At 69.6% G+C, this 21,577-nt stretch carries 21 protein-coding genes; 15 read left to right on the top strand and 6 right to left on the bottom strand.

Annotation, left to right across the window (positions count from 1 at the left end; translation table 11 throughout):
- Positions 1 to 34 precede the first annotated feature (34 nt).
- The 11 genes from E0H75_RS28385 (at position 35) to E0H75_RS28340 (ending at position 13,279) form a co-directional block, all read left to right on the top strand.
- Positions 35 to 607 (top strand): OsmC family protein, encoded by a 573-nt coding sequence (locus tag E0H75_RS28385; protein WP_131516738.1) that lies wholly within the window; start codon positions 35 to 37, stop codon positions 605 to 607.
- Positions 608 to 639: 32 nt separating this feature from the next.
- Complete coding sequence (locus E0H75_RS28380; protein WP_131516737.1) at positions 640 to 1,875, top strand: NAD(P)-binding domain-containing protein; 1,236 nt, start codon at positions 640 to 642, stop codon at positions 1,873 to 1,875.
- The gene (locus E0H75_RS43710) at positions 1,872 to 2,609 is read left to right on the top strand and encodes an FAD-dependent oxidoreductase (protein ID WP_202873212.1); all 738 of its coding nucleotides are present in this window, start codon (positions 1,872 to 1,874) and stop codon (positions 2,607 to 2,609) included. Before E0H75_RS28380 ends, E0H75_RS43710 begins: the two co-directional genes overlap by 4 nt.
- Positions 2,563 to 3,030 (top strand): NAD(P)/FAD-dependent oxidoreductase, encoded by a 468-nt coding sequence (locus E0H75_RS43705; RefSeq protein ID WP_202873211.1) that lies wholly within the window; start codon positions 2,563 to 2,565, stop codon positions 3,028 to 3,030. The genes E0H75_RS43710 and E0H75_RS43705 overlap by 47 nt, the downstream gene beginning before the upstream one ends.
- 33 nt (positions 3,031 to 3,063) lie before the next feature.
- A complete protein-coding gene (locus E0H75_RS28370) occupies positions 3,064 to 6,123 on the top strand; it encodes an ATP-binding protein (RefSeq protein WP_131516736.1) in 3,060 nt (1,019 codons plus the stop codon).
- 94 nt (positions 6,124 to 6,217) lie between these two features.
- Positions 6,218 to 7,264 (top strand): LacI family DNA-binding transcriptional regulator, encoded by a 1,047-nt coding sequence (locus E0H75_RS28365; RefSeq protein WP_131516735.1) that lies wholly within the window; start codon positions 6,218 to 6,220, stop codon positions 7,262 to 7,264.
- Positions 7,265 to 7,277: 13 nt separating this feature from the next.
- A complete protein-coding gene (locus E0H75_RS28360) occupies positions 7,278 to 8,567 on the top strand; it encodes an extracellular solute-binding protein (protein WP_131516734.1) in 1,290 nt (429 codons plus the stop codon).
- Positions 8,564 to 9,457, top strand: coding sequence for a carbohydrate ABC transporter permease (locus E0H75_RS28355; RefSeq protein WP_131516733.1), 894 nt, complete (start codon positions 8,564 to 8,566; stop codon positions 9,455 to 9,457). The genes E0H75_RS28360 and E0H75_RS28355 overlap by 4 nt, the downstream gene beginning before the upstream one ends.
- Positions 9,457 to 10,275 (top strand): carbohydrate ABC transporter permease, encoded by an 819-nt coding sequence (locus tag E0H75_RS28350; protein ID WP_131516732.1) that lies wholly within the window; start codon positions 9,457 to 9,459, stop codon positions 10,273 to 10,275. The genes E0H75_RS28355 and E0H75_RS28350 overlap by 1 nt, the downstream gene beginning before the upstream one ends.
- A 17-nt stretch (positions 10,276 to 10,292) precedes the next feature.
- A complete protein-coding gene (locus tag E0H75_RS28345; protein WP_238163329.1) occupies positions 10,293 to 11,351 on the top strand; it encodes a glycoside hydrolase family 130 protein in 1,059 nt (352 codons plus the stop codon).
- The gene (locus E0H75_RS28340) at positions 11,348 to 13,279 is read left to right on the top strand and encodes a hypothetical protein (RefSeq protein WP_131516731.1); all 1,932 of its coding nucleotides are present in this window, start codon (positions 11,348 to 11,350) and stop codon (positions 13,277 to 13,279) included. The genes E0H75_RS28345 and E0H75_RS28340 overlap by 4 nt, the downstream gene beginning before the upstream one ends.
- Here E0H75_RS28340 and E0H75_RS28335 read toward each other — a convergent pair.
- The 5 genes from E0H75_RS28335 to E0H75_RS28310 form a co-directional block, all read right to left on the bottom strand.
- Positions 13,260 to 14,294, bottom strand: coding sequence for an aminoglycoside phosphotransferase/kinase family protein (locus tag E0H75_RS28335; RefSeq protein WP_131516730.1), 1,035 nt, complete (start codon positions 14,292 to 14,294; stop codon positions 13,260 to 13,262). The two genes, E0H75_RS28340 and E0H75_RS28335, sit on opposite strands and share 20 nt — an antisense overlap.
- A 57-nt stretch (positions 14,295 to 14,351) precedes the next feature.
- Positions 14,352 to 15,062: a helix-turn-helix domain-containing protein gene (locus E0H75_RS28330; protein ID WP_238163328.1), complete on the bottom strand. Its 711-nt coding sequence runs from the start codon at positions 15,060 to 15,062 to the stop codon at positions 14,352 to 14,354.
- 32 nt (positions 15,063 to 15,094) lie between these two features.
- Entirely contained in the window at positions 15,095 to 16,060 is a 966-nt protein-coding gene (locus tag E0H75_RS28325) for a VanW family protein (protein ID WP_238163327.1), read from the bottom strand.
- A 403-nt stretch (positions 16,061 to 16,463) separates the two neighbouring features.
- Positions 16,464 to 16,916, bottom strand: coding sequence for an Rv3235 family protein (locus E0H75_RS28315; protein ID WP_131516727.1), 453 nt, complete (start codon positions 16,914 to 16,916; stop codon positions 16,464 to 16,466).
- A gap of 1 nt (position 16,917) precedes the next feature.
- Positions 16,918 to 17,598 carry a LysM peptidoglycan-binding domain-containing protein gene (locus tag E0H75_RS28310; RefSeq protein WP_131516726.1) on the bottom strand — a complete coding sequence of 227 codons (681 nt, stop codon included), beginning with the start codon at positions 17,596 to 17,598 and terminating at the stop codon, positions 16,918 to 16,920.
- A 101-nt stretch (positions 17,599 to 17,699) separates the two neighbouring features.
- Between E0H75_RS28310 and E0H75_RS28305 the strand changes: the two genes are divergently transcribed.
- Positions 17,700 to 18,245 (top strand): hypothetical protein, encoded by a 546-nt coding sequence (locus E0H75_RS28305; RefSeq protein ID WP_131516725.1) that lies wholly within the window; start codon positions 17,700 to 17,702, stop codon positions 18,243 to 18,245.
- Between the two features lies 1 nt (position 18,246).
- Here the strand turns inward: E0H75_RS28305 and E0H75_RS28300 are convergent, their stop codons facing one another.
- Positions 18,247 to 18,492, bottom strand: coding sequence for a helix-turn-helix domain-containing protein (locus E0H75_RS28300; protein WP_131516724.1), 246 nt, complete (start codon positions 18,490 to 18,492; stop codon positions 18,247 to 18,249).
- Positions 18,493 to 18,681: 189 nt separating this feature from the next.
- On the opposite strand from E0H75_RS28300, the gene E0H75_RS28295 reads away from it, so the two are divergent.
- The 3 genes from E0H75_RS28295 (at position 18,682) to E0H75_RS28285 (ending at position 21,514) form a co-directional block, all read left to right on the top strand.
- The gene (locus tag E0H75_RS28295; protein ID WP_131516723.1) at positions 18,682 to 19,341 is read left to right on the top strand and encodes an SAF domain-containing protein; all 660 of its coding nucleotides are present in this window, start codon (positions 18,682 to 18,684) and stop codon (positions 19,339 to 19,341) included.
- Positions 19,341 to 20,639 carry a CpaE/TadZ family protein gene (locus E0H75_RS28290; protein ID WP_131516722.1) on the top strand — a complete coding sequence of 433 codons (1,299 nt, stop codon included), beginning with the start codon at positions 19,341 to 19,343 and terminating at the stop codon, positions 20,637 to 20,639. The genes E0H75_RS28295 and E0H75_RS28290 overlap by 1 nt, the downstream gene beginning before the upstream one ends.
- A gap of 86 nt (positions 20,640 to 20,725) precedes the next feature.
- A complete protein-coding gene (locus tag E0H75_RS28285) occupies positions 20,726 to 21,514 on the top strand; it encodes a DUF4097 family beta strand repeat-containing protein (RefSeq protein ID WP_131516721.1) in 789 nt (262 codons plus the stop codon).
- Positions 21,515 to 21,577: the final 63 nt, after the last annotated feature.

Raw genomic sequence — 21,577 nt, 5'->3', positions numbered from 1 at the left:
CGCCGGACGATCCGGCGCGATCAGGGGAGGATTCATGACCACGACGACCGAGAAGCCACGCCGCAACGGCGTGGACACCGCGACCCTCTTCGCCACCCTCGACGCGGTCAAGGGGCAGAACGAGATCGCGAAGTTCCAGTTCAGGGCGAGCAACACCTGGCAGACCGGCACGCACAGCCGCTCCACCGCGTCGGGCTTCTTCGGTGCCATGCAGGAACTGCGGCACGAGTCCGACACCGTCCTCGACTTCGACCACCCGGCCGTCCTGGTCGGCACGGACAAGGGCCCGACGCCGGTCGAGTACCTGCTGCACGCGATCGCCGCCTGCCTGACCGCCGGCATCGCCAACATCGCCGCGGCGCGGGGTGTCGAGCTGACCAAGGTCACGTCGACGGTCGAGGGCGACATCGACCTGCTCGGGATCCTGGGCTTGTCGGACGGCTCCGTCCGCAACGGGTACGAGCAGATCCGGGTGTCGCTCGCCGTCGAGGGCGACGCCGACGACGAAACCCTGCGCGGCATCGTCGCGCAGTCCCGGCGCCGTTCGGCCGTGTACGACGTACTCGCCAACCCGACGTCCGTCGTGATCGACGTGGTCACCGGCTGAGTCGTCGGCAGCAGCCAGGGAGGGGGAGCACGATGCGGACCATCGACACGATCGTGATCGGCGCCGGGCACGCGGGACTCGCGGTCAGCCGGCTGCTCACCGGGGCCGGTCGCGACCACGTGGTGATCGAGCGGGGCAGGATCGCCGAGCGGTGGCGCACCGAGCGCTGGGACTCGCTCCGGCTGGTCAATCCGAACTGGATGCTGCGGCTGCCAGGTTGGGAGTACGACGGCCCCGATCCGGACGGGTACCTGAGTGCCGGCCGGTTCGTTCGCCATCTGGTGCAGTACGCCGAATCGTTCGGCGCCCCGGTGGTGTCCGAAGCCACGGTGCTGGAGCTCACCCAGGCGAGCGCCGGGGGATACCGAGTGGTCACCGATCGCGGTACCTGGCGAGCCCGGCACGTCGTCATCGCGACCGGGCCGCACGGTGCACCACGTGTGCCGGGCGGACTCGGCGCGGCCGAAGTCCTGACGGCGAACAACTACCGCTCGCCGGGCCTGCTCGCTCCCGGAGGCGTCCTGGTGATCGGTGCCTCATCGTCCGGCGTGCAGATCGCCGACGAGCTCAACCGGGCCGGCCGGCAGGTACACCTGTCGGTCGGCCGGCACACCAGGATGCCTCGCTGCTACCGCGGCATGGACATCTTCTGGTGGCTGGAGAGCATCGGACGGCTGGCTCGGACGATCGACGACGTACGCGATCCGGCGGCTGCCCGGCGGGAGCCGTCGATGCAACTGATCGGGCACCGGCCGGGAGGGCGGCCGCGCGCGGTCGACCTACCGACGCTGCAGAGTGCCGGGGTTCGGCTGCTCGGCCGCTTCTACGGCATGGACGGATCACGGGCGCTGTTCCGGTCGGACCTGGCCGGCACCGCTGCGGCGGCCGATCTGCGGATGCATCGGCTGCTCGACGCGGTCGACGAGTACATCGCGTGCACCGGCCTCACCAGCGAGGTCCCGGCGGGCGTCCGGCCGTCCAGCCTGGTTGCGCCTGCGCAGAGCGTGGACCTGTCGATGGCGGGGATCGGGACCGTGCTGGTCGCCACCGGCTACCGGCCGGAGTACCCGTGGCTCCAGTTGCCGATCGTCGGTCCCGACGGCCACATTCAGCAGGACCGAGGTATGACCGCCGCTCCTGGTGTGTACGTCGTCGGGCAACGGTTCCAGCACCGACGCGACTCGGGCTTCATCGACGGCGCCCGTCACGACGCCCACACCGTCGTACAGCACCTGCTGACGGCTTGCACCGTGGAGTCGGCGCGATGAGCACGCCGTACGACGTCCTGGTTGTCGGCGGACGGGTGGCAGGGGCCTCGACCGCGATGTTGCTCGCCCGTGCGGGGGCTCGCGTGGCTCTGGTCGAGCGGTCCGCTTCCGGCAGCGACACCGTCTCCACCCATGGCCTCATGCGCGCAGGCGTTCTGCAGTTGTCGAGGTGGGGGCTGCTGGACACGCTGACTGCCGCCGGAACACCACCGATCCGCGAAACCACCTTCCACTACAGCGATCGCGAGGCCCAGCAGGTCACCATCCGCGCCAAGGGTGGCGTGGATGCCTTGTACGCACCTCGCCGACACGTCCTCGACCGGATCCTCGTCGACGCGGCCGCCGACGCCGGGGCCGACGTACGGCACCGGACCGCAGTCACCACGTTGCTTCGCGACGAGAGTGGACGCGTAGCTGGTGCTCGCGTTCAAGACCGTGCGGGGCGTACTGCGGATCTCCTTGCCAGGTTGACGATCGGCGCCGATGGCCTCCGGTCGACGGTCGCGTCCGCAGTCGGCGCTCCCGTCGTACGGCGGGGCGATTCCCGCAGCGCCGTCCTCTATCGGTACTACGCCGGGCTGCGGACTACGGGGTACGAGTGGGCGTACGCAACCCGGTGCGGGCGCCGGTTTTCTGCCCACCAACGAGGAGTTGACGTGCGTCTTCGTTGCGACGACTCCGGTTCGGATGCGAGCTGCGCGCCGCGAAGAAGCCTTCGCCACGCTGCTCACTGAGACGGGCCTGGCCGAGCGTGTGTTGTCGGCACAGCCGACCGGCCGCTTGCACGGTTGGGCCGGTGCAGCAGGGTTCATCCGCCAGTCCGGCGGTCCCGGCTGGGCGCTGGTCGGGGACGCCGGCTACTACAAGGACCCGATCACCACGCACGGCATGACGGACGGTCTGCGTGATGCCGAGCTACTGACTGACGCGATCCTCCAGAACCCGGAGGCCGTCGCGCTGGCGCAGTACCAGGCCACGCGGGATGAGCTCTCGAGCCGCTTCTTCGACGCCACCGAGAGCGTCGCGTCGTACGCGTGGAGTATGGACGAGGTCCGGCTCCTGCTGCGGGAGGTCAGCTCAGCGATGGGCGACGAGGTCGAACACCTGCAGTCGCTGCCGTCTGCGCTGGTTCAGGCACCCGGTGCCGGGCTGTAGCTGAGGCTCGTTCCGGCGCCTACGATCCGAGATGTGGAGGTCAGCGTTCGGCTGCTGGGCGGGTTCACCGTCGTTGTCGACGGCACGCCGATTCCCAACCGACGGTGGAGCCGCCGCCAGGCTGCGACGCTGGTCAAGCTGCTCGCGCTGGCGCCTGGCGGCAGGCTGCATCGGGACCGGGTCGTGGATGCGCTGTGGCCGGAGCTCACGCTGGATGCCGCCCTTCCACGGCTGCACAAGGCGGCTCACTATGCGCGGGCCGTGTTCGATCACCGGGACGCCGTCGTACTGAAGGACGAGGTCGTCGCGCTCTTCCCGGATGAGTGTCTCGAGGTCGATGCCGGGCAGTTCGAAGCGGCCGCCCGGGATGCGCTCGCGAGCGACCCGGCGTCGCAGGAGCTCTGCGCCACCGCACTGGACCTGGCCGGTGAGCTGCTGCCGGACGACTTGGCCGAGTCGTGGCTGGACGATCCGCGCGAGCAGCTTCGGCTGCGGGTCATGCGGCTGCTGCGGTGCACGGGCCGATGGGAGGAGCTCCTGGCGATGGACCCCGCGAACGAGGAGGCTCACGTCGAGCTCCTGCGCGAAGCCGTCGTCGCCGGTGACCGGACCAACGGCCTCCGCCGCTACGACCGGATGGAACGTGCCTTGACCACCGAGCTCGGCATCTCGCCGGGTCCCGAAGCCGTCGTACTGCGTGAGCGCCTGCTGACATCCGTGACCCCGTCGCAGCAGACGGAGTTGGTCGCGGAACCGCAGGCCTCAACCTTGCTCGAGCGGGACGCCGAATTGGCCGAGCTCAGAGGCGCCGCCGGTGCGGCCGTCAGCGAAGGCCGCGGTGTCGTCATCCTGGTGTCGGGCGAAGCGGGCGCCGGCAAGACGGCCTTGGTGCACGCGTTCCTCGACGGGCTCGGCCCAGCGATCAACGTGGCGATCGGCGACTGTGACGACCTGCTGGCGCCGCGCAGCCTCGGGCCGTTCCGCGACATGGCCGAGCACGATGCCGAGCTGGCGGCCGCATTGGCAGCCGATCGGCCGGATGGCGCGCTGCTGCGCGTCTTCTCCGAGCGTCCGTCGGTCGTTGCGGTGGAGGACATCCACTGGGCCGACGACGCGACGCTCGACGCGATCCGGTTCCTCGCCCGCAGGTTCCCGGGCATCCCGGCCGTGCTCCTGCTGACGTTCCGCGAGACCGGGGTCGATCCGGGACACCCGCTGCGGCAGCTGCTCGGAAGGCTCACCGGTTCCTCGGTACGCCGGGTGACGCTGCCACCCCTGACCGTCGAGGCAGTGCGGCAACTCGGGCCGGCCACCGCGAGTCAGGCCGAGGAGATCCATCGGGTCACCCAGGGGAACCCGTTCTTCGTCACCGAAGTGCTGGCGGCCGGCGGTAGTGGCGACGTACCTCAGACTGTCCGCGACGCCGTACTGGCGCGCCTGGGCAAACTCTCGGCTCCGGCGCGAACGCTGGTGGAACGCCTGTCGGTCATCCCGACGCGGGCGGAACGGTGGCTCGCCGAGAGCCTCGCGGAGGGCGAGTCGGCGGTACTGATCGAGGCCGAGCGTTCCGGGATGGTCATCGGCGCGGACACGGCGGTCGCGTTCCGCCACGAGCTGGCCCGGCGGGCGATCGAGGCCACGCTCACCGCGGGCGAGCGGGTCCAGGCCAACCGAGTCGTGGTCGACGTCCTCCTCGGGCGTCCCGTGCTGGAGCCCGCGCGCCTGGTGCACCACGCGGAGCGCTGCGGGCGGGTTGACGTGATCCTGGAACACGGTCCGTCCGCCGCCCTCGAAGCCGCCCGACTCGGTGCCCACCGCCAGGCGGTCGGCGTACTGGACGTCGTACTGCGCCATCGTGAACTGCTCGGCTCTCACCAGGCAGCCGACCTGTTCACCCGACGGGCCTACTCGCTGTACGTCGTCAATCGGTTCGAGGCGGCCCTTAAGTCCGCCGAGCGCGGTGCTGTCGCCGCCGAGGCAGCCGGCGATGCAATCCTTCAGGCAGACGCGTTGATGGTGCTCGCACGGGTGGCCTTGTTTGCGAGCGGCCCGCTCCGTTCGCGGCGCGCGGCCGAGCAAGCTGCGGACCTGCTGGAGCCGACGGGTGACGACGCCCGGCTCGCGGCCGCACTGATCGAGCAGGCCCGCGCGCACAGCAACCTGGCGACGATCGGGATCGTCGCCGAGCCGGGCGAGCAGGCCGAGGCTTTCGCCGGGCGGGCGTTCGCCATCGGGCAGAGCCTGAGCCGGAGTGATCTGGAGGCGCAAGCCGGTTGCTATCTGGGCGACGCCCGGCTGGCTCGAGGTGACCTGCGCGGCGACGAGGATCTGCGCCGCGCGATCTCGCTGGCCGGCGCGGACAGCAGAGTGGAGACGGTAGTGCGGTGCTACGTGAACGCGGCCGGCGGCGCCTATCGCAGCGGCCGGTTCGACGATGCCGAGAAGTACGTCGCCGGAGGCCTGCGGGCCGCGGCGGACGGTGAGTTCTTCGCCGGCCAGTACCGCCTGCGGCTCACCGCGGCCGCGGTGCAGGCGAGCAGAGGGCAGTGGGACCGCGGCATCGCCGCACTCCGTGCCTTGCTGGACAGTCCAGGGGAGCCAGGTGTGATGGCGGCGCTCGCCGGCAGCCTGCTGGCCCGGCTCCTCGCGCGCCGCGGAGATGACGAAGCGGGTGACGTGCTGGTGGCGGCGCTGGCCGCGCGCCCGATCGCGGACGACATCTACGTCGAGGGCACTCTCGCGGTGGCGCGGATCGAGCTCGGGTGGCTGGACGGTTCCCTGGGCGCCTTCACCGACGACGCTCGGCTTGCGCTGACCCTCGTCAAGGAGGCGGAACACCGCACGATGCAGGCCGAGCTGTGTGCCTATCTCGGCCGAGCCGGCATCGACGTCGCTGCTCCGGCCGGAGCGCCAGGCCCCTGGGCCGCCACTCTCGCCGGACGCTGGGAGGAGGCGGCGACCGCTTGGGCCGCCTTGGGCGATCGCTACGAGCAGGCGGTCGTGCTGGCAACGGCTCCGGACCGCCTGGCACGGGCGCAGGGCCAGGTCCTGCTGCGCGACCTCGGAGCGGCCGGTACGGCGCTCGCGGTCTGAGACATACCACTCGACGGTGTGGTCTTGACGTGCACTGTTTAAACCGGTTTAGATAGCTCTTAAACCGGTTTAAATCTCGCCAGACGAGGTGTCGATGAGCAAGCAGCGGCCGACGATCGCGGATGTCGCGCATCGGGCCGGCGTGTCCAAGGGCGCGGTCTCGTTCGCGCTGAACGGGCGGCCGGGGCTGGCGCAAGCGACCGTCGACAAGATCCTCGCCGCGGCCGACGAGCTCGGCTGGCGGCCGAGCAACCGCGGCCGCTCGCTGTCGGTCTCGAAGGCGTTCGCCCTCGGACTGGTGATCACCAGGGACCCGGCCGTGCTGTCCTCGGACCCGTTCTTCCCGGCCTTCATCGCCGGCGTCGAGAGCGTCTTGTCCTCGCGGGGGCAGGCGCTGGTGCTGCAGGTCGTCATGGCCGGCGAGGAAGAGGAAGCCGGCTACCGGCGGCTCGCGCAGGACGCCCGGGTGGACGGGGTCTTCCTGTCCGACCTCCGGCACGACGATCCCCGGATCCCCCTGCTCGAGGAGCTGGGTCTGCCCGCCGTCACGCTGAACCGGCCCGACGGTACGTCGCCGTTCCCCGCCGTCATCCTGGACGACAGGCCCGGGACCGCCGCGGTCGTCGAGCACCTGGTCGAGCTCGGCCACACGCGGATCGCGCACGTCGGCGGTCCGCCCGCGTTCGTGCACGCGACCGCCCGGTCCACCGCACTGCTCTCAACGCTCGCCGCTGCCGGCCTGGAGCCGGTCGCGGTGGAAACCAGCGACTTCACCGCCGCTGGTGGGATCGAAGCCACCCGGCGCCTGCTCACCCTGCCGCAGCCGCCGACCGCGATCGTCTACGCCAACGACCGGATGGCGATCGCCGGCCTGGGTGCCGCCCAGGCCGCCGGGCTCACCGTGCCCGACGACCTGAGCATCGCCGGCTTCGACGACAGCGAACTGGCCGAGTACGTCCACCCCGGCCTGACCACTGTCCGCGCCGATCCGTTCGCCTTCGGAGAGGCCGCGGCCCGAACCCTCAACCTGGTCGTCGACGGCGCCACCGACGTCCCCGACGCCGAGTTGCCACCGGCGCAACTCGTCGTACGGCGCTCCACCGGCGCGCCACCATCACTGGGGTCCCCTTCCCCTGCCTAGCTGGAGGAACATCATGAAGTTGCAAGCTGGATTGCTGGCCCTGGTACTGGCCGGCTCGCTCGCCGCGTGTGGCGACAGTGGCGGTGGCTCTGGTGACGCCGACGCCGCGGCCTCGGCCCGCGGGCCGATCAGCATCTGGTACTCGAACAACGCCGAGGAAGTGGCCTGGGGCAAGCAGATGGTCGCGGCCTGGAACTCGGCGCACGCGGACCAGAAGATCACCGCGCAGGAGATCCCGACCGGGAAGAGCTCCGAGGAGGTCATCGGCGCCGCGATCACCGCGGGCAACGCGCCCTGCCTGATCTTCAACACCTCGCCCGCCTCGGTCTCGCAGTTCCAGAAGCAGGGCGGTCTGGTGCCGCTGGACACCTTCCCCGACGGCAAGCAGTACATCGAGGACCGCTCCGGCGACATCGCGCAGCAGTACAAGTCGTCCGACGGCAAGTACTACCAGCTGCCCTGGAAGTCGAACCCGGTGATGATCTTCTACAACAAGAAGGCGTTCGCCAAGGCCGGCATCGACACCACCAAGCCGCCGCTGGCGACCTACGACGAGTTCCTCGCCACCGCCCGCAAGGTGGTCGCGGCGAAGGCGGCCAAGTTCGCCATCTACCCGGCGCCGAGCAATGAGTTCTACCAGTCCTGGTTCGACTTCTATCCGCTGTTCGCGGCCGAGAGCGGCGGCAAGCAGTTGGTGGAGGACGGCAAGGCGCAGTTCAACTCCGACGAGGGCAAGAAGGTCGCCGCGTTCTGGCGGACCATGTACGCGGACAAGCTGGCCTCGCAGGAGAAGTACACCGGTGACGCGTTCGTCGACGGCACCGCCGCGATGGCCGTGGTCGGTCCGTGGGCGATCGCGACGTACAAGGGCAAGGTCGACTGGGGTGTCGTCCCGGTGCCGACCTCGAGCGGCAAGCCGGCGAACGAGATCCACACCTTCAGCGACGCGAAGAACGTCGCGATGTACTCGGCCTGCAAGAACCGTGGTACGGCGTGGGACGTGCTGAAGTTCGCCACCAGCCAGGAGCAGGACGGCAAGTTCCTGACCGCGACCGGGCAGATGCCGCTGCGCAAGGACGTCGCGACCGCGTACCCGGACTACTTCGCGAAGAACCCTGACTACAAGGTGTTCGCCGACCAGGCCGCCCGGACCGTCGAGGTGCCGAACGTGGCGAACTCGATCACCATCTGGCAGACCTTCCGCGACGCCTACTCCAAGTCGGTCATCTTCGGCCAGCAAGACCCGAACGAGGCCCTGGACGGCGCGGCCCAGAAGGTCGATGAGCTCGCCAAACAGTCATGAGACGAGGTCCGGTCACCCGGGCTCTGGGTGAGCATCCGATCGGTGCGGTGTTCGTCACGCCGTACGTCGTGTTCCTGGCCGCGGTGTTCGCGTACCCGCTCGGGTTCGCGGTGTACATGTCGTTCCACGACTACTTCTTCACGGCGCCGGGCGCGATCGTGGAGCGGCCGTTCGTCGGGTTCGACAACTACGTCACGGTGCTGTCGGATCCGGCCGTACGGCGGGCGTTCGCGAACGTGCTGGTCTTCCTGGTGATCAACGTGCCGCTGACCGTCGTGCTGTCGCTGGGGTTGTCGACCGCGCTGAACTCGGCGATCCGGTGGCGGACGTTCTTCCGGGTCAGCTACTACGTGCCGTACGTGACCGCGAGCGTCGCCGTGGTCGGGGTGTGGCTGTTCCTGTTCAACTCCAACGGGCTGGTCAACTCGATCCTCGGCCCGCTCGCGCCGGACCCGTCCTGGCTGGTGAACTCGAAGCTGGCGATGCCGACGATCGCGGTCTACGTGACCTGGAAACAGCTCGGGTTCTTCATCCTGCTGTATCTGGCCGCCTTGCAGAACGTCTCGAAGGATCTCTACGAGGCGGCGTCGATGGACGGCGCCGGGCGCTGGAAGTCGTTCCTCAACGTCACCGTGCCCGGCGTCCGGCCGGCGACCACGCTGGTCGTCCTCGTCGCCACGGTGACCGGAGCGAACCTGTTCACCGAGCCGTACCTGCTGACCGGCGGTGGTGGGCCCGACGGAGCGTCCGCGTCGCCGGTGCTGATCATGTATCAACGCGGGATCGAGCAGGGCAACCCGGACATCGGCTCCGCGATCGGCGTACTGCTGGTGATCGGCGTACTCATCATCGCGCTGATCGAACGGCGCTTCGTCGGGAGGGAGGACTGATGCGGCTGCGCTTCGTCGGCCTGCTGCTCGGGGCCTTCGTGTTCCTGTTTCCCTTCTACTACATGCTGATCGGCAGCCTGCAGGCCGAGCCGGATCCGACCGTGGCCGGCGCGTTCCCCGAACCGGGGAACCTGACCCTGCACAACTACGGCGAGATCGACAAGGCGATCAACCTCGGCCGGTCGCTGGTCAACTCCGGCATCTTCACCGGTGGCGTGATCCTCGGGACGCTGGTCTTCGGTGTCCTCGCGGGCTACGCACTGGCCCGGCTGCAGTTCCGCGGCCGGGGGCTGGTGTTCAACCTGATGCTGCTGATCCAGGTCGTGCCGTTCCAGTTGCTGACCATCCCGCTGTACGTGCTGATCGTGCGCAGCTACGGGCTGGCGGACTCCTACGGCGGCATGATCCTGCCGTTCCTGATCAACTCGACCGCGGTGTTCGTGTTCCGGCAGTACTTCCTGCAGTTGCCGGCCGAACTCTTCGACGCGGCCCGGATCGACGGTGCGTCCGAGCTCAGCATCCTGTGGCGGATCGCCGTACCGCTGGTGAAGCCCGCGCTGCTGACCGGCGTGCTGCTGACGTTCATCGGGCCGTGGAACGAGTTCCTCTGGCCGTTCCTGATCACCAAGCAGCAGGACCTGCAACCGCTGGCGGTCTCACTGTCGAACTACCTGACCACTGTGTCGGCGCGGGCGGCGAACCCGTTCGGCGCCGTACTCGCGGGGGCGTGTGTGCTGGCCGCGCCCGCGGTGGCCCTGTTCCTGATCTTCCAGCGCCGCTTCATCTCGGCGAACATCTCGTCCGGGGTCAAAGGCTAATCCTGAAAGGTTTTGTGGTGACTGTTCCTTACACGCTCACTCGGGTCGGCGTCTTGATGACGGCCGATCCGGGCAACGAGCTGGAGGCCGAGGGCGTCCTGAACCCCGCCACCGGCCATACACCGGACGGGCAGCTGTACCTGCTGCCGCGACTGGTTGCTACGGGCAACGTATCCCGCGTCGGCCTGGCCAGGGTCGAGGTCAAGGACGGAGTACCGGCCGGTGTCGAGCGCGAAGGTGTCGTGCTCGCGCCGGACGAGGGCTGGGAGCGCGGGCTGAACAACGCCGGCGTCGAGGACCCGCGGGTGACCTTCGTCCCGTCGTTGGGTCTGCACGTGATGACGTACGTCGCCTATGGTCCGCTCGGCCCGAAGCCGGCCCTGGCGGTGTCGTCGGATCTGCGGGAGTGGCGGCGGCTCGGTCCGCTGCACTTCGAGTACCAGCCCGATCTGGACACCGACCTGAACCTGTTCCCGAACAAAGACACGGTGTTCTTCCCCGAGCCCGTAGCCGGCCCGGACGGCGAACCGTCGTACGCGATGCTGCACCGGCCGATGTGGGACCTGGGCTGGTTCCGCGAGGGCGAGGGCGTGCATCTGCCGGCCGGGGTGACCGACGACCGGCCGGGGATCTGGGTGTCGTTCGTGCCTGTCTCGGCAGTGCAGGAGGACGTCCGGAACCTTGTGTACCTGCGTCAGCACCGGCTGCTCGCGATGTCGGAGTACCCGTTCGAAGAGCTCAAGATCGGGGCCGGGCCGGCGCCGCTGCGCGTCCCCGAGGGCTGGCTGGTGATCCACCACGGCGTCACCGGCGAGCAGCCGGAGGGCTTCGACCCGACGACGCAGAAGGTCTGCTACGCGGCCGGTGCGCTGCTGCTCGACCCGAACGACGTGACCAAGGTGATCGCCCGGACCGAGGAACCGATCCTGGTTCCGGAGACCGAGGAGGAGAAGGTCGGAACGGTCGGGAACGTGGTGTTCCCGACCGCCATCGAGGAGGTGGACGGAGTGCGGTACGTCTTCTACGGGATGGCCGACGCGGCCATCGGGGTCGCCCGGCTGGATCGCCTGCCATGAACCCGACCCGCCGAACCGTCCTCGGCGGAGCACTCGCTCTGACCGCCGCTTCCACCGTCACGCTGCCGGCTGTTGCTTCCAGCAACAAGCTGAGCAACCTCGCGCATCTCAACTTCCTCCGTACGTCGGTGACACCGCCGGCCGCTGCCGGCCACAGCACCTTCGGGTCCGGCCCGATCGGTGTGCTGTGGACCTATGCGGACCGTCAGTCCGACGGCTCGTACAAGCGCATCGGTGGCGGCGCGTACGACGCCGCCACCAACACCTACGGACAGGGCGCGTACAACACGGACGACATCGCCCGGGCCACAGTCGTCTACCTGCGGCACTACCAGCAGTTCGGTGACACCACCTCCCGGACTGCTGCCCGCGACCTCCTTCGAGGCCTCACCTATCTCCAGTCCACGAACGGGAACGTCGTTCTGTGGATGCAGCCGGACGGCACGCTGAACCCCAGCGCCGATCCGGTCGAGCTCCCTGACCCGTCCGACTCCGGCCCGTCGTACTGGCTGGCCCGGATGGTGTGGGCACTAGGGGAGGGGTACGCCGTCTTCCGCCGACTGGACCGTGGCTTCGCCGGCTTCCTGAAGGACCGGCTCGAGTTGGCGATCGCCGCGTTGGAGCGGCAGGTGCTGGTGCGCTACGGCCAGTGGAACATCGTCGACGGTCGTCGTCTCCCCGCCTGGCTGATCGTGAACGGCGCCGACGCGACGTCCGAGGCGGTTCTGGGGTTGTCGGCGTACGTCCGGGCCGGCGGGTCGTCGCGGGCACGTCGTGCGCTGACGCAGTTCGCCGAGGGTGTTGCGGCGATGAGCGCTGGGTCGACCACGAAGTGGCCGTTCCGCGCGCTGATGCCGTGGGGCGAGTCGATCTCCGACTGGCACGCGTGGGGTGCACAGATGCCCTCCGCACTCGCGGCCGCCTCGTCGGCGCTCGACTCGCGCCGTCTGCTCGACCCGGCGATCGGCGACACCGCCGGCTTCACGCCGCTGCTCGTCACCGCCGGAGGTCCGGACAACGGCTGGCTCCCCGCGCCGATCGACCGTACGCAGATCGCGTACGGCGTCGACGCCAGGCTGCAAGGCCTGCTCGCGGTCGGTCTCCCCGGGCTACGGCAGGTCGCCTCCTTCGTCGCTGCCTGGTACTTCGGCGCCAACCGCGCCGGCACCCCGATGTACGACGCGACCACCGGCCGCACGTACGACGGTGTGTCCGGCGACGGCGTGGTCAACTTCAACTCGGGAGCCGAATCCACCATCCATGGTCAGCTCTCGATGCTCGCCCTGGACGCATCTCCAGCCGTCGCTCACCTCGCACAGCAGTTGGGCAGCGCAACCCCGACGTACGACGGACTGAAGGTCGTCGAAGCCGAGGCCGCCACCGGTGGTGAGGTGGTCACCCCACCCTCTGCCTGGACCGGTGAATCCCAGTGGAGCAACGGCTCCTACCTCTCACTGACTGCAGGTACGTCGGCGCAGTGGACCCTGCCGTCGTCGCCTCAGCCGCGCCTGGTGCTGCCGATCGTGAACCTCGTCGACACCCCGGACGCGGGTAACACCACCTGGACCAGTGGCTCCCGGCGGGTCGGCACCATCGACCACGGGGCGGGTGGCCCACAAGGCATCTCCGCTGCCCCGGGCGCTCTGCTGCCGATCACGTTGCCCACGGCACTCCCGCCGAACGCGACCCAGCTCGCCGCCTCGGCCACCGGACCGGCCCAGGTGGACGCACTCCTCCTCATCCCCAGCATCAGCACACTCCGGCTGGGCACCGCCACCTTGCTGACCAGCGTCGACTCGCATCCCCGCAAGGTCAGTGCGACGGGCAGAATCGCCTACTCGTACACGTCGAAGGGCAGACTGCACTCGCAGGGCAAGCCGTCGCAGGTCTCGGTGCAGCCCGGCGGCTTCACCGTCGTCCTCGGGTGAGCGCCTCGGCACACCAGTCGGCGACGAAGGCGAGAGCCTGACCACGCTGGTGGTAGAGGTGCCGGCTGTCGGCCTGCTGGTGGTAGGCGCTGTGGGACTCCGCGGAAGCGCGGCCCAGCAGGCCGGGGAGGAACCAGGCGTACTTGACGCCCGAGGCCATCACGGCGAGGCGGACCTGATCGGGGTCCCCTCGCCAGCCGGCCTCGTGCAGGCCGTCGAGATAGTTGCCGATGCAGGTCTCGGCCAGTTCGTGCATCTGCTCGGCCGGCCAGAACAGGTCGAAGACCGCGTCCGGGATGTGATTGCCGATGTCCTCGCCGAGGGCGCCGTCGCCGGTGAACGCCCAGTCCAGCAAGGCGATCTCGCCGGTCGGCCGTTGGATCACGTTGCACACCCACAGGTCGAGGTGACAACGCGCCCGCGGCAGGCTCGCGACCAGGTCGAGCAGATCGTCGCGGTGGGCGAGCAGGTGCAGCCACGCCGACCGCAGTCCGGGCGGCCACGTCTCGGCGATCAACGGCTGCTGCCAGGCCGCGTCGTCATCGGCCAAGTGCCACGGCACGTCTCGGCTGGTCGAGTAGTCGCGCAGAAAGCCGGTCGAGGTCCACTGTCGCTGCGCGGCGGGTCGCGCCTGCCACCGCCCGCACGCCCTTGCCAACGCGGCATGCTCGGCCAGGCTGAACTGGGTCCCCGGCGTGCCGCCGATGTCCTCGAGCATCAGCACGGCGTGGTCGTCGTGCTCGGCGAGCTGCGCGGCCGGCAGCACCAGGCCGGCGTCGGCGACCTGCTTGCGGAGTTCGTCGTCGGCGTACACCTCGAGCTCGCGGCGCCAGTAGTTCCAGTGCCGCTGATCGGTGGACGCGGCCCAGGGGCCGGTCGACTGGACCGGTTTCCGCAGTTGCTTGCGGATCGCGGTGCTGCCGTCGGGATAGGTGAGGCGCTCGACCGTCGCCGTCACCGCGTTCAAGGGGTTGTGCCGCAATGTCGTCGTTCTGACATCGGCCTCAGCGGTCATGAACAGCAATGCTGACACGCGATCCGCCTCAGCGCAGCAGGATGAGCACACCCGGAATCAGCGCAGCAGGAGAGTCCCGGGCGGAAGGCCGGTCAGTGCCTTCACGTCGCGGCTGAGGTGAGCCTGGTCGGAGTACCCGTGCAGGGCGGCGACGTCGGCGAGGGCGGCACCGGTGCGGGCGTGGTCGAGCGCGACGTTCATGCGCAGGACCCGGTCGAGCATCTTCGGCCCGTAGCCGAACGCGTTCAGGCAGCGCCTGTGCAGCTGCCGCTCGCTCAGCCCGACGCTGCTCGCGAGGCTGATCACGCCGGCTCCACCGCGCAGCATTCCGGAGCGGACGCTCCGCAGTACGTGCGTGATCAGTCGGTCCGGTGGCTCCTCCGCCAGACTCGCGACGGCTTGGTCCAGTGCGAGTGCGGGCACGGGGGCCGACCGCACCTGGTCCAGCAGACGCCGGCTCCGGGCAGGCGACCACAGCTCACGCAGTGGGACCCGCTCGTTCAGCAGCTCCCGTGCGGGTACGCCGAAGTAGTCCGGCGCGGCTCCGGGCGAGAACCGGATCCCGGCGTACCTCGTCCCGGCGTCCGCGATGCCGGTGTACGCGCGGCTGTCCGGCCCGGATACGACCAGGTCGTCATCCATGAACAACAGGTCCATGCAGCCGTCGGGCAGGATCCGGTACTCGCCACCCTCAGCCGTCCGGGTCCACAAGGCAGCCCCGGGCAGCAGCGCAGGACGCTCCCGGTACGGCTCACCAACCTGACTCACCCCACCAGTCTCCAACGCCCCGCCGACAGTTTTCAGTCGGGCGTGTTCCAGTTGGGGTCCGCAACTACCCGGCCGGTGGGATCCCGAACCTGAACCGCCCGGGTGTCACCCAGAGGTACGACGTCCAGGGCTTGCCCGCCCGTCGGGACATATTTGACCAGGGCAACGTTCTCGCGCAGACGCTCCTCACGGAGGGTCGTGCCGGTGCGGCGATCGATGACCGTGCGCCAGATCTCGTTGCGGCGGAAGTAGTCCGCGCCGACCCGCAGGAAGCGCTCGCCGCGGGCGAACACCCGGTACGACGCAGCGGTCGGTGCGTCGGCGAGGATGTCGCCTTCGAGGTATCGGTCGCCGACGCCGACGCGCAGCTGGAACGTACGGTCGGTGTCGTTGCGGAACTGCAGATCCACGTAGTTGTAGACGATGCTGCACCCCACGCCCCACGGCAGCACCCGGCCGTTGTCCGGGAACGGGTCGAAGCTGTGCGTCGACCGCTGCGTGACCGTCAACGGCGAGTGCAGCACCATCCAGTGCAGCAGGTTCGCGAGCTGGCAGATCCCGCCGCCGACGCCGGGACGCGCCTGCCCGTTCGACAACCGCATGCCCTTCACGTAACCCTTGCGGCGCGTCGCGTTCCCCACCAGCTTGTTGAACGAGAACGTCTCACCCGGCCGGATCAGCAGCCCGTCCACCCGAGCACAGGCGAGCTTCAGGTTCGTCACCTTGTTGTGCTGCATCCACATCTCGGTCTCACCGAGCTCCCGCAACAGCAGCGACTTGTGCCGCTTCACTCGCACCGGCAGGTCGTCCACCTGCCGCGTCCGCGCGTACGGCGTCCTGGACCGCAGCCACTCGATCCGCCGCAGCAGCCGGTGGTAGCGCACCGCCACCGGATACAGCACCGGGATCCGCTCGGCCCATCGTTGCCGCCGCAGCGCGGGCAGCACCCGCGCCCGCTCGGCGTCGCTGAGCTCCGCCAACTCGATCCGCCAGGGCACACCCGGAGTCACCCCACTGGAGTCCGGGTCTGCCGAGTGGGCCTGTGAAGGAAGAGAATCCAGCGTCCTGCTGAGAGTCGTGTCACACATTCGTTCCCCCGAACGACGAAGACCGATCGCTCGACCGATCCGGTGAACGTACGCCGTGCCTGCGGCAGCCACGTGACGGCAGCAGCACGATCCGATTGCGCTCCGTGAGACGTCTGAACTCCCACCAGAGTTCGCCTGACCGCTCAGAGGGCGTCTGAGAACCCTGCGCCTACTGCGGGGCACTCGGCACGGCACCTCGCCGCACGGGTGCAAAGGCCACGATGCTCCGCATCGAGACCTTCGCCCCCGCACGCCGATGCACCGCACCGAGCACCTCCTCGCGACGGCGCAGAGTCCTCAGACGCCCTCTCAGTCAGCCGAGCTCGAGCGCCGTACAGACCCACCGGTTGCGGCGGACCTCCATCCGCAGCGCGATGGCGCGCGACCGGTCGCCATGCCGCACATGCGCCGCGACCTCCGCCACCCGATGAGCCGGCGTACACACCCGGATCGACCGGATCACACTGCGCTCGTGCGCACCGCGTCCCGTGGCTGTCGTCGTCAACCCCAGGAGCCGCACTCGTCGGTTCAGCTCCGCGAACACCTCCTCGTCCGCGAACCGCACCAGCTGCGAGATCGGCCGATCGCCGGCGATCACCTCCGACACCGCCTGCACCAAGCGCGACGCCCACGCCACCGCATCCGGCAGCCCGGGCCGGACTGTGGGCCGCTGGTGCTCGGGGTTCGGCACGGACCGCAGCCGCCGCACGTTCGAGTGCGTTTCGGCGATGGAGTCCGGCCGGCTGACCGTCGACAGGTTGTTCATGTCAGTTCTCCTGGGAGGTAGGCGGCGTGTGAAGGACCTGGCCGGGGTGGATGAGGTCGGGGTCGGAGCCGATCAGCCGGCGGTTCGCGCCGTACCAATCCGGCCAGCGCTCTGCGATCTCCGAGTCCGTCGCGCTGGTGCCGAGCTCGTCGGCAGCGATGCGCCAGAGCGATTCCCCAGGCCGGACGACTCGCACCGGCCTGCCTGAACGGACTGTCGTGTAGCGCGTGGGCGCTCCAGCCGCAGGGCGGTCTGGTACGCCGACGCGCGCCGGCGACTCGGCCTCGGGCTGGACGGTGGAGCGAGGCTCCACCTGAGTCCAGGGGCGCGCCGTGCCCTCGACCGGGTCGGCGTGGGCTGTGGTGAGCGTCAGCGGAGTGACCGCAGCCACGCCCAGCGCCGACCGCAGGAGGGTGCGGGCGGTCGTCGAGGTGATCCGGCCGGCGATCGCGGAAGCGGCGGCTCCCGCGACGCCAGGGAGCTGCTCGAGGACCGTCGCGAGCATCGCGAGCACGAGCCACCCGTAGGCGACCCACGCGACCGTGCCGACCGCGAGGACCGCCATCGAGTCGAGATCGTGGCTGCTCGCCGCGCCGATCGAGCCCGCGGTCGCCCAGCGCAGACCCAGGCCGACGCCGGCCAGCGCCGTCAGCGTGAACGCGCCCTTCACTCCCCGTGTCATCGCTTTCCTCGTGATCTATGAGTTTGCTTGAGTTTGCTTTGGTTAGGTCACTATAGGTCTTGGATCAGGGCAGTTGGCAAGTGCTGCGGTAGGTTCGGGGGATGCGATGGGACGCGTTGTTCCAGGACCTGGAGTCGCAGTTCGAGGCGCTGCAGGAGGGAGACCTGTACGGCGAGGTCGCGGACCGGATCCGGACCGAGGTCGCCAAGTTCACCGTGCTCGACCGCCTCCGCGGCGCCGTGGACACCGTCGTACGAGTCGAGTTGACGGACGCCGAGCCCGTGCTGGGGATGCTCACGCGGGTGGGGAAGGACTGCCTGCTGATCGAGGCGGAGCGGGCCGAGGAGTGGCTGATCCCGGTCGACGCGCTGGTCGCGGTGCATCGGCTCGGTCCGTGGGCGGAGCCGGCGGTCGGGGCAGTGGCGGCGAAGCTGGGCCTGGCTCACCTGCTGCGGGGGATCGCGCGCGACCGCTCACCGGTCACGTTGTTCTGCGGGGGCGTCCCGGTCACCGGGACGATCGATCGGGTCGGCGCGGACTTCGTCGAGATCGCCGAGCATCCGCTTGACGCGCCGCGGCGACGGAGTGAGGTCTACAACGTCAGATTGGTCCCGACCGCCGCCCTGCGCGCGCTGCGGCGCCGCTGACTCAGTGCAGGTCCTCGGCCTGCTCGGCTTCCTCGCCGAACGGGTGGGCGTCGATGAACTCGCGGGTCTCGGTGTACAGCCGCTCGATGTACTTCTCCAGCTCGCTCGCCTCGACCCGCCACTGGCCGCGGCCGCCGATCTTGACCGCCGGGATGTCGCCGCGACGCACCAGCGCGTAGACCTGGTTCGCGGAGATGTTGAGCACCTCGGCGACGTCGGCGAGCTGGAGGAAACGCGGACCCGGCATCCGTCCTGCTCCTTCACATCGTGGCTGGTTCCGTCAGTTTGCCATGGTTGGCGCCCGGATACCCGGGTTTGTCCCCAGCTTGTGCCTGCGTGTGCCTGTGTGTGACTGCCTGTGGATGACTGTGCACGGTGCGCCGCTGGACACGGCAGAATGTCCGCGCAGACAGATCGAGTGACTGGGGAGCCCGACGTGGTCGACACAGCAGTGCGGAGTGGGTTCGGAGCGCCGGCCGCGCCCGCCCAGCGCAACCGACGGGCCCGCTGGAAGGACGGCCGACTTCTTCTGGGTGTTCTGCTCGTGGCTGTCACCGGTCTGGCCGGCGCGAAGCTGCTCTCGTCCGCCGACGACACCACCACCATCTGGGCCGCCAAGCATGACCTCCCGGCCGGCACCAAGCTGACCGGCGACGACCTCACCACGGTGCGGGTGCGCTTCACCAGCAGCGACGACGCCAACAAGTACGTCGCCGCCGACGCTGACCTCAAGGGTCTGGTCGTCGCGCGGCCCGTTGATGCGGGCGAGTTCGTTCCACGCGAAGCCGCGGTACCCGAGGCTGAGAGCAATCGCACCGAGCTTCCATTGTCGGTGGCGACCGGGCGGCTGCCATCGGATGCTGCAGGGGGTGACCAGGTCGACATCTGGGTCGTCCCGAAGGCTCAGGACCAAGCGGCCAAGCTGATGTGGAGCGACGTCCGCGTGCTGCAGGTCGATGCGGTGAAGGGCGTCGCCGGTGGCTCGGCCCGGCGGCAGGTTCTGGTCGGCCTCGATCAGGACGATCTGCGCCGACTCCCGGCGGCTCTGACCGCGATGAGCTCAGGTGAGCCGGTGCTGGTCAGGCGGGGCAGCTGATGTCGGTCCCAGTGCTGCTCGCGGTGACCGGGGCACCGTGGGAGGCAGACGTCGTACGCCGGGCCGAGCGCGCACCAGGCATCCGCGTCGTACGGCGCTGTGTCGACATCGCGGATGTGATGGCGGCAGCCGCGAGCGGGCAGGCGCGAGCGGTGCTGCTCGCGGACGATCTGCCGCGGCTCACGTCCGATGCGGTGGCGGCGCTGCACGCCCGCCGGATCGCCGTCGTCGCGCTCGTGGACCCGTCGGAGAACGGCGAACCGTTCGGCACCGAGGACCGGCTCAGCCGGATGGGTATCGAGCGGATCCTCCCGGCCGACGTCAGCCCGGAGGACCTCGGCCGCGCAGTCACCGACGCTGTGGACGCCGGACCGCCCGTCACGGCTTCGCACTTCTCGGGCGGGTTCGTGCCGGTGACGCCGGAGACGGCAGGCAACCCACCACCTGAGTACAGCAACGGCAGCGGCCGGATGATCGCAGTCTGGGGCCCGACCGGCGCTCCCGGACGAACGACGGTCGCAGTCGGACTGGCCAGCGAGCTCGCAGCAAAGGGTGTACCAACGCTGCTGGCCGACGCCGATGCGTACGGCGGAACCGTCGCGCAGCAGCTCGGGATGCTCGATGAGACGTCCGGACTCGCGGCTGCAGCACGGTCGGCGGCGAGCGGCGCCCTGGACATGCCGATGCTGGCGAAGCACGCGCGGCAGGTGGAGCCGCGGTTACTCGTGCTCACCGGGCTCAGCCGAGCGGACCGGTGGACGGAGCTACGGCCTGCGGCGGTCGAATCAATCTGGTCGACCGCGCGGATGCTCGCGCCGTGCACAGTGGTCGACGTCGGATTCTGCATCGAGAGCGATGAGGAGATCTCCTTCGATTCGCTGGCGCCGCGGCGCAACGGCGCGACCCTGGCGACGCTCGAGGAGGCCGATGAGGTGATCGTCGTCGGCGCCGCCGACCCGGTCGGACTGACCCGGCTGATCCGCGCGATCCACGAGCTGCGGGCGGTGGTGCCGTCGGCGGACGTCAAGGTCGTGGTCAACCGCATCCGCTCCGGTTCGCTCGGCAGCTCCCCGGCGGACGCGGTCACCGAGGCCCTCGACCGGTACGCCGGTGTCCCGGTCACCGCCCTGCTGCCGAACGACCAGAACGCCGTCGACGCGGCGATGGCCGCGGGCCGCACCCTGGCCGAAGCGGCCCGGTCGAGCAAGCTCCGCAAGGCACTCCAGCAGCTCGCCGCCGTCGTCGCCGAGGGATTCCCGAGCCGGGCCCATCAGCGCTCCGGACTCAGGGTCGGGTAGGTGGCGATCCGGGGGAAAACCCCACCGACACCGGTGCGGGGATGTGTCAGGGTGAGCAGGTAGGTGTCACACCCTGAGGGGGAAGCATGTCCCAGGTCCAAGGCCGGCCGACGAGCACGATGAGTCCCGAGCGGCGGTACGGGATCGCCATCTCCGTCGCGCTGATCCTGGGCGGGGTCTACTGGGCCCTGACCGGGCTCACCGAGGACACCAAGACGAGCCAGGCCAGCTACCCCGTGCAGGGCGATTCGCTGCTGGTCGAGGCCAAGTCGACGAACGTCGAGGTCCGCGTCGGCGACGTCTCCGACGTGCGGGTCGATCGGCAGTTCGAGCGGAACCTGTTCGGTTCCGACCCGAAGGAGCAGTACGACGACGGCAAGCTGGAGCTGCACGACACCGGCTGCGGGCCGCTGTCGTTCGGCTGCGAGACGCACTACATCCTCACCGTGCCGAAGGACCTCAAGGTGACGCTGGAGAGCTCCAGCGGCGATATCAAGGTCTCCGGGCTGGAAGGCGGGGCGAACCTGAAGTCCAGCTCCGGCGACATCGAGGTGCACGACGTCGGCGGATCGCTCTGGCTCGAGTCCAGCTCGGGCGACCTGGAAGCGGACGGCCTGACCGCGACGTCGGTGACGACGAAGAGCAGCTCCGGCAGCGCCGAGCTGGAGTTCGCCAATGCGCCGCAGTCGGTGGACTCGGAGGCGAGCTCGGGTGACGTGACGATCCGGGTCCCCACCGGCACCGAGACGTACAAGGTAGACACCGAGACCTCGTCAGGCGACGAGTCCGCCACCGTCACGGCCGACACGACCGCCACCCGCACCATCGACGCCAAGACCTCCTCCGGCGACGTCACGGTCGAGTACACCCACTGAGCTGACGACGCGTGTACGGCGAGTGACCGGCAGGACCGGCAGCGTGAGACCGCCGATGTGCTG

It is taken from the genome of Kribbella capetownensis (assembly GCF_004331485.1).
Lineage (GTDB): Bacteria > Actinomycetota > Actinomycetes > Propionibacteriales > Kribbellaceae > Kribbella > Kribbella capetownensis.
This window is presented reverse-complemented; position numbering and strand designations above follow the sequence as displayed.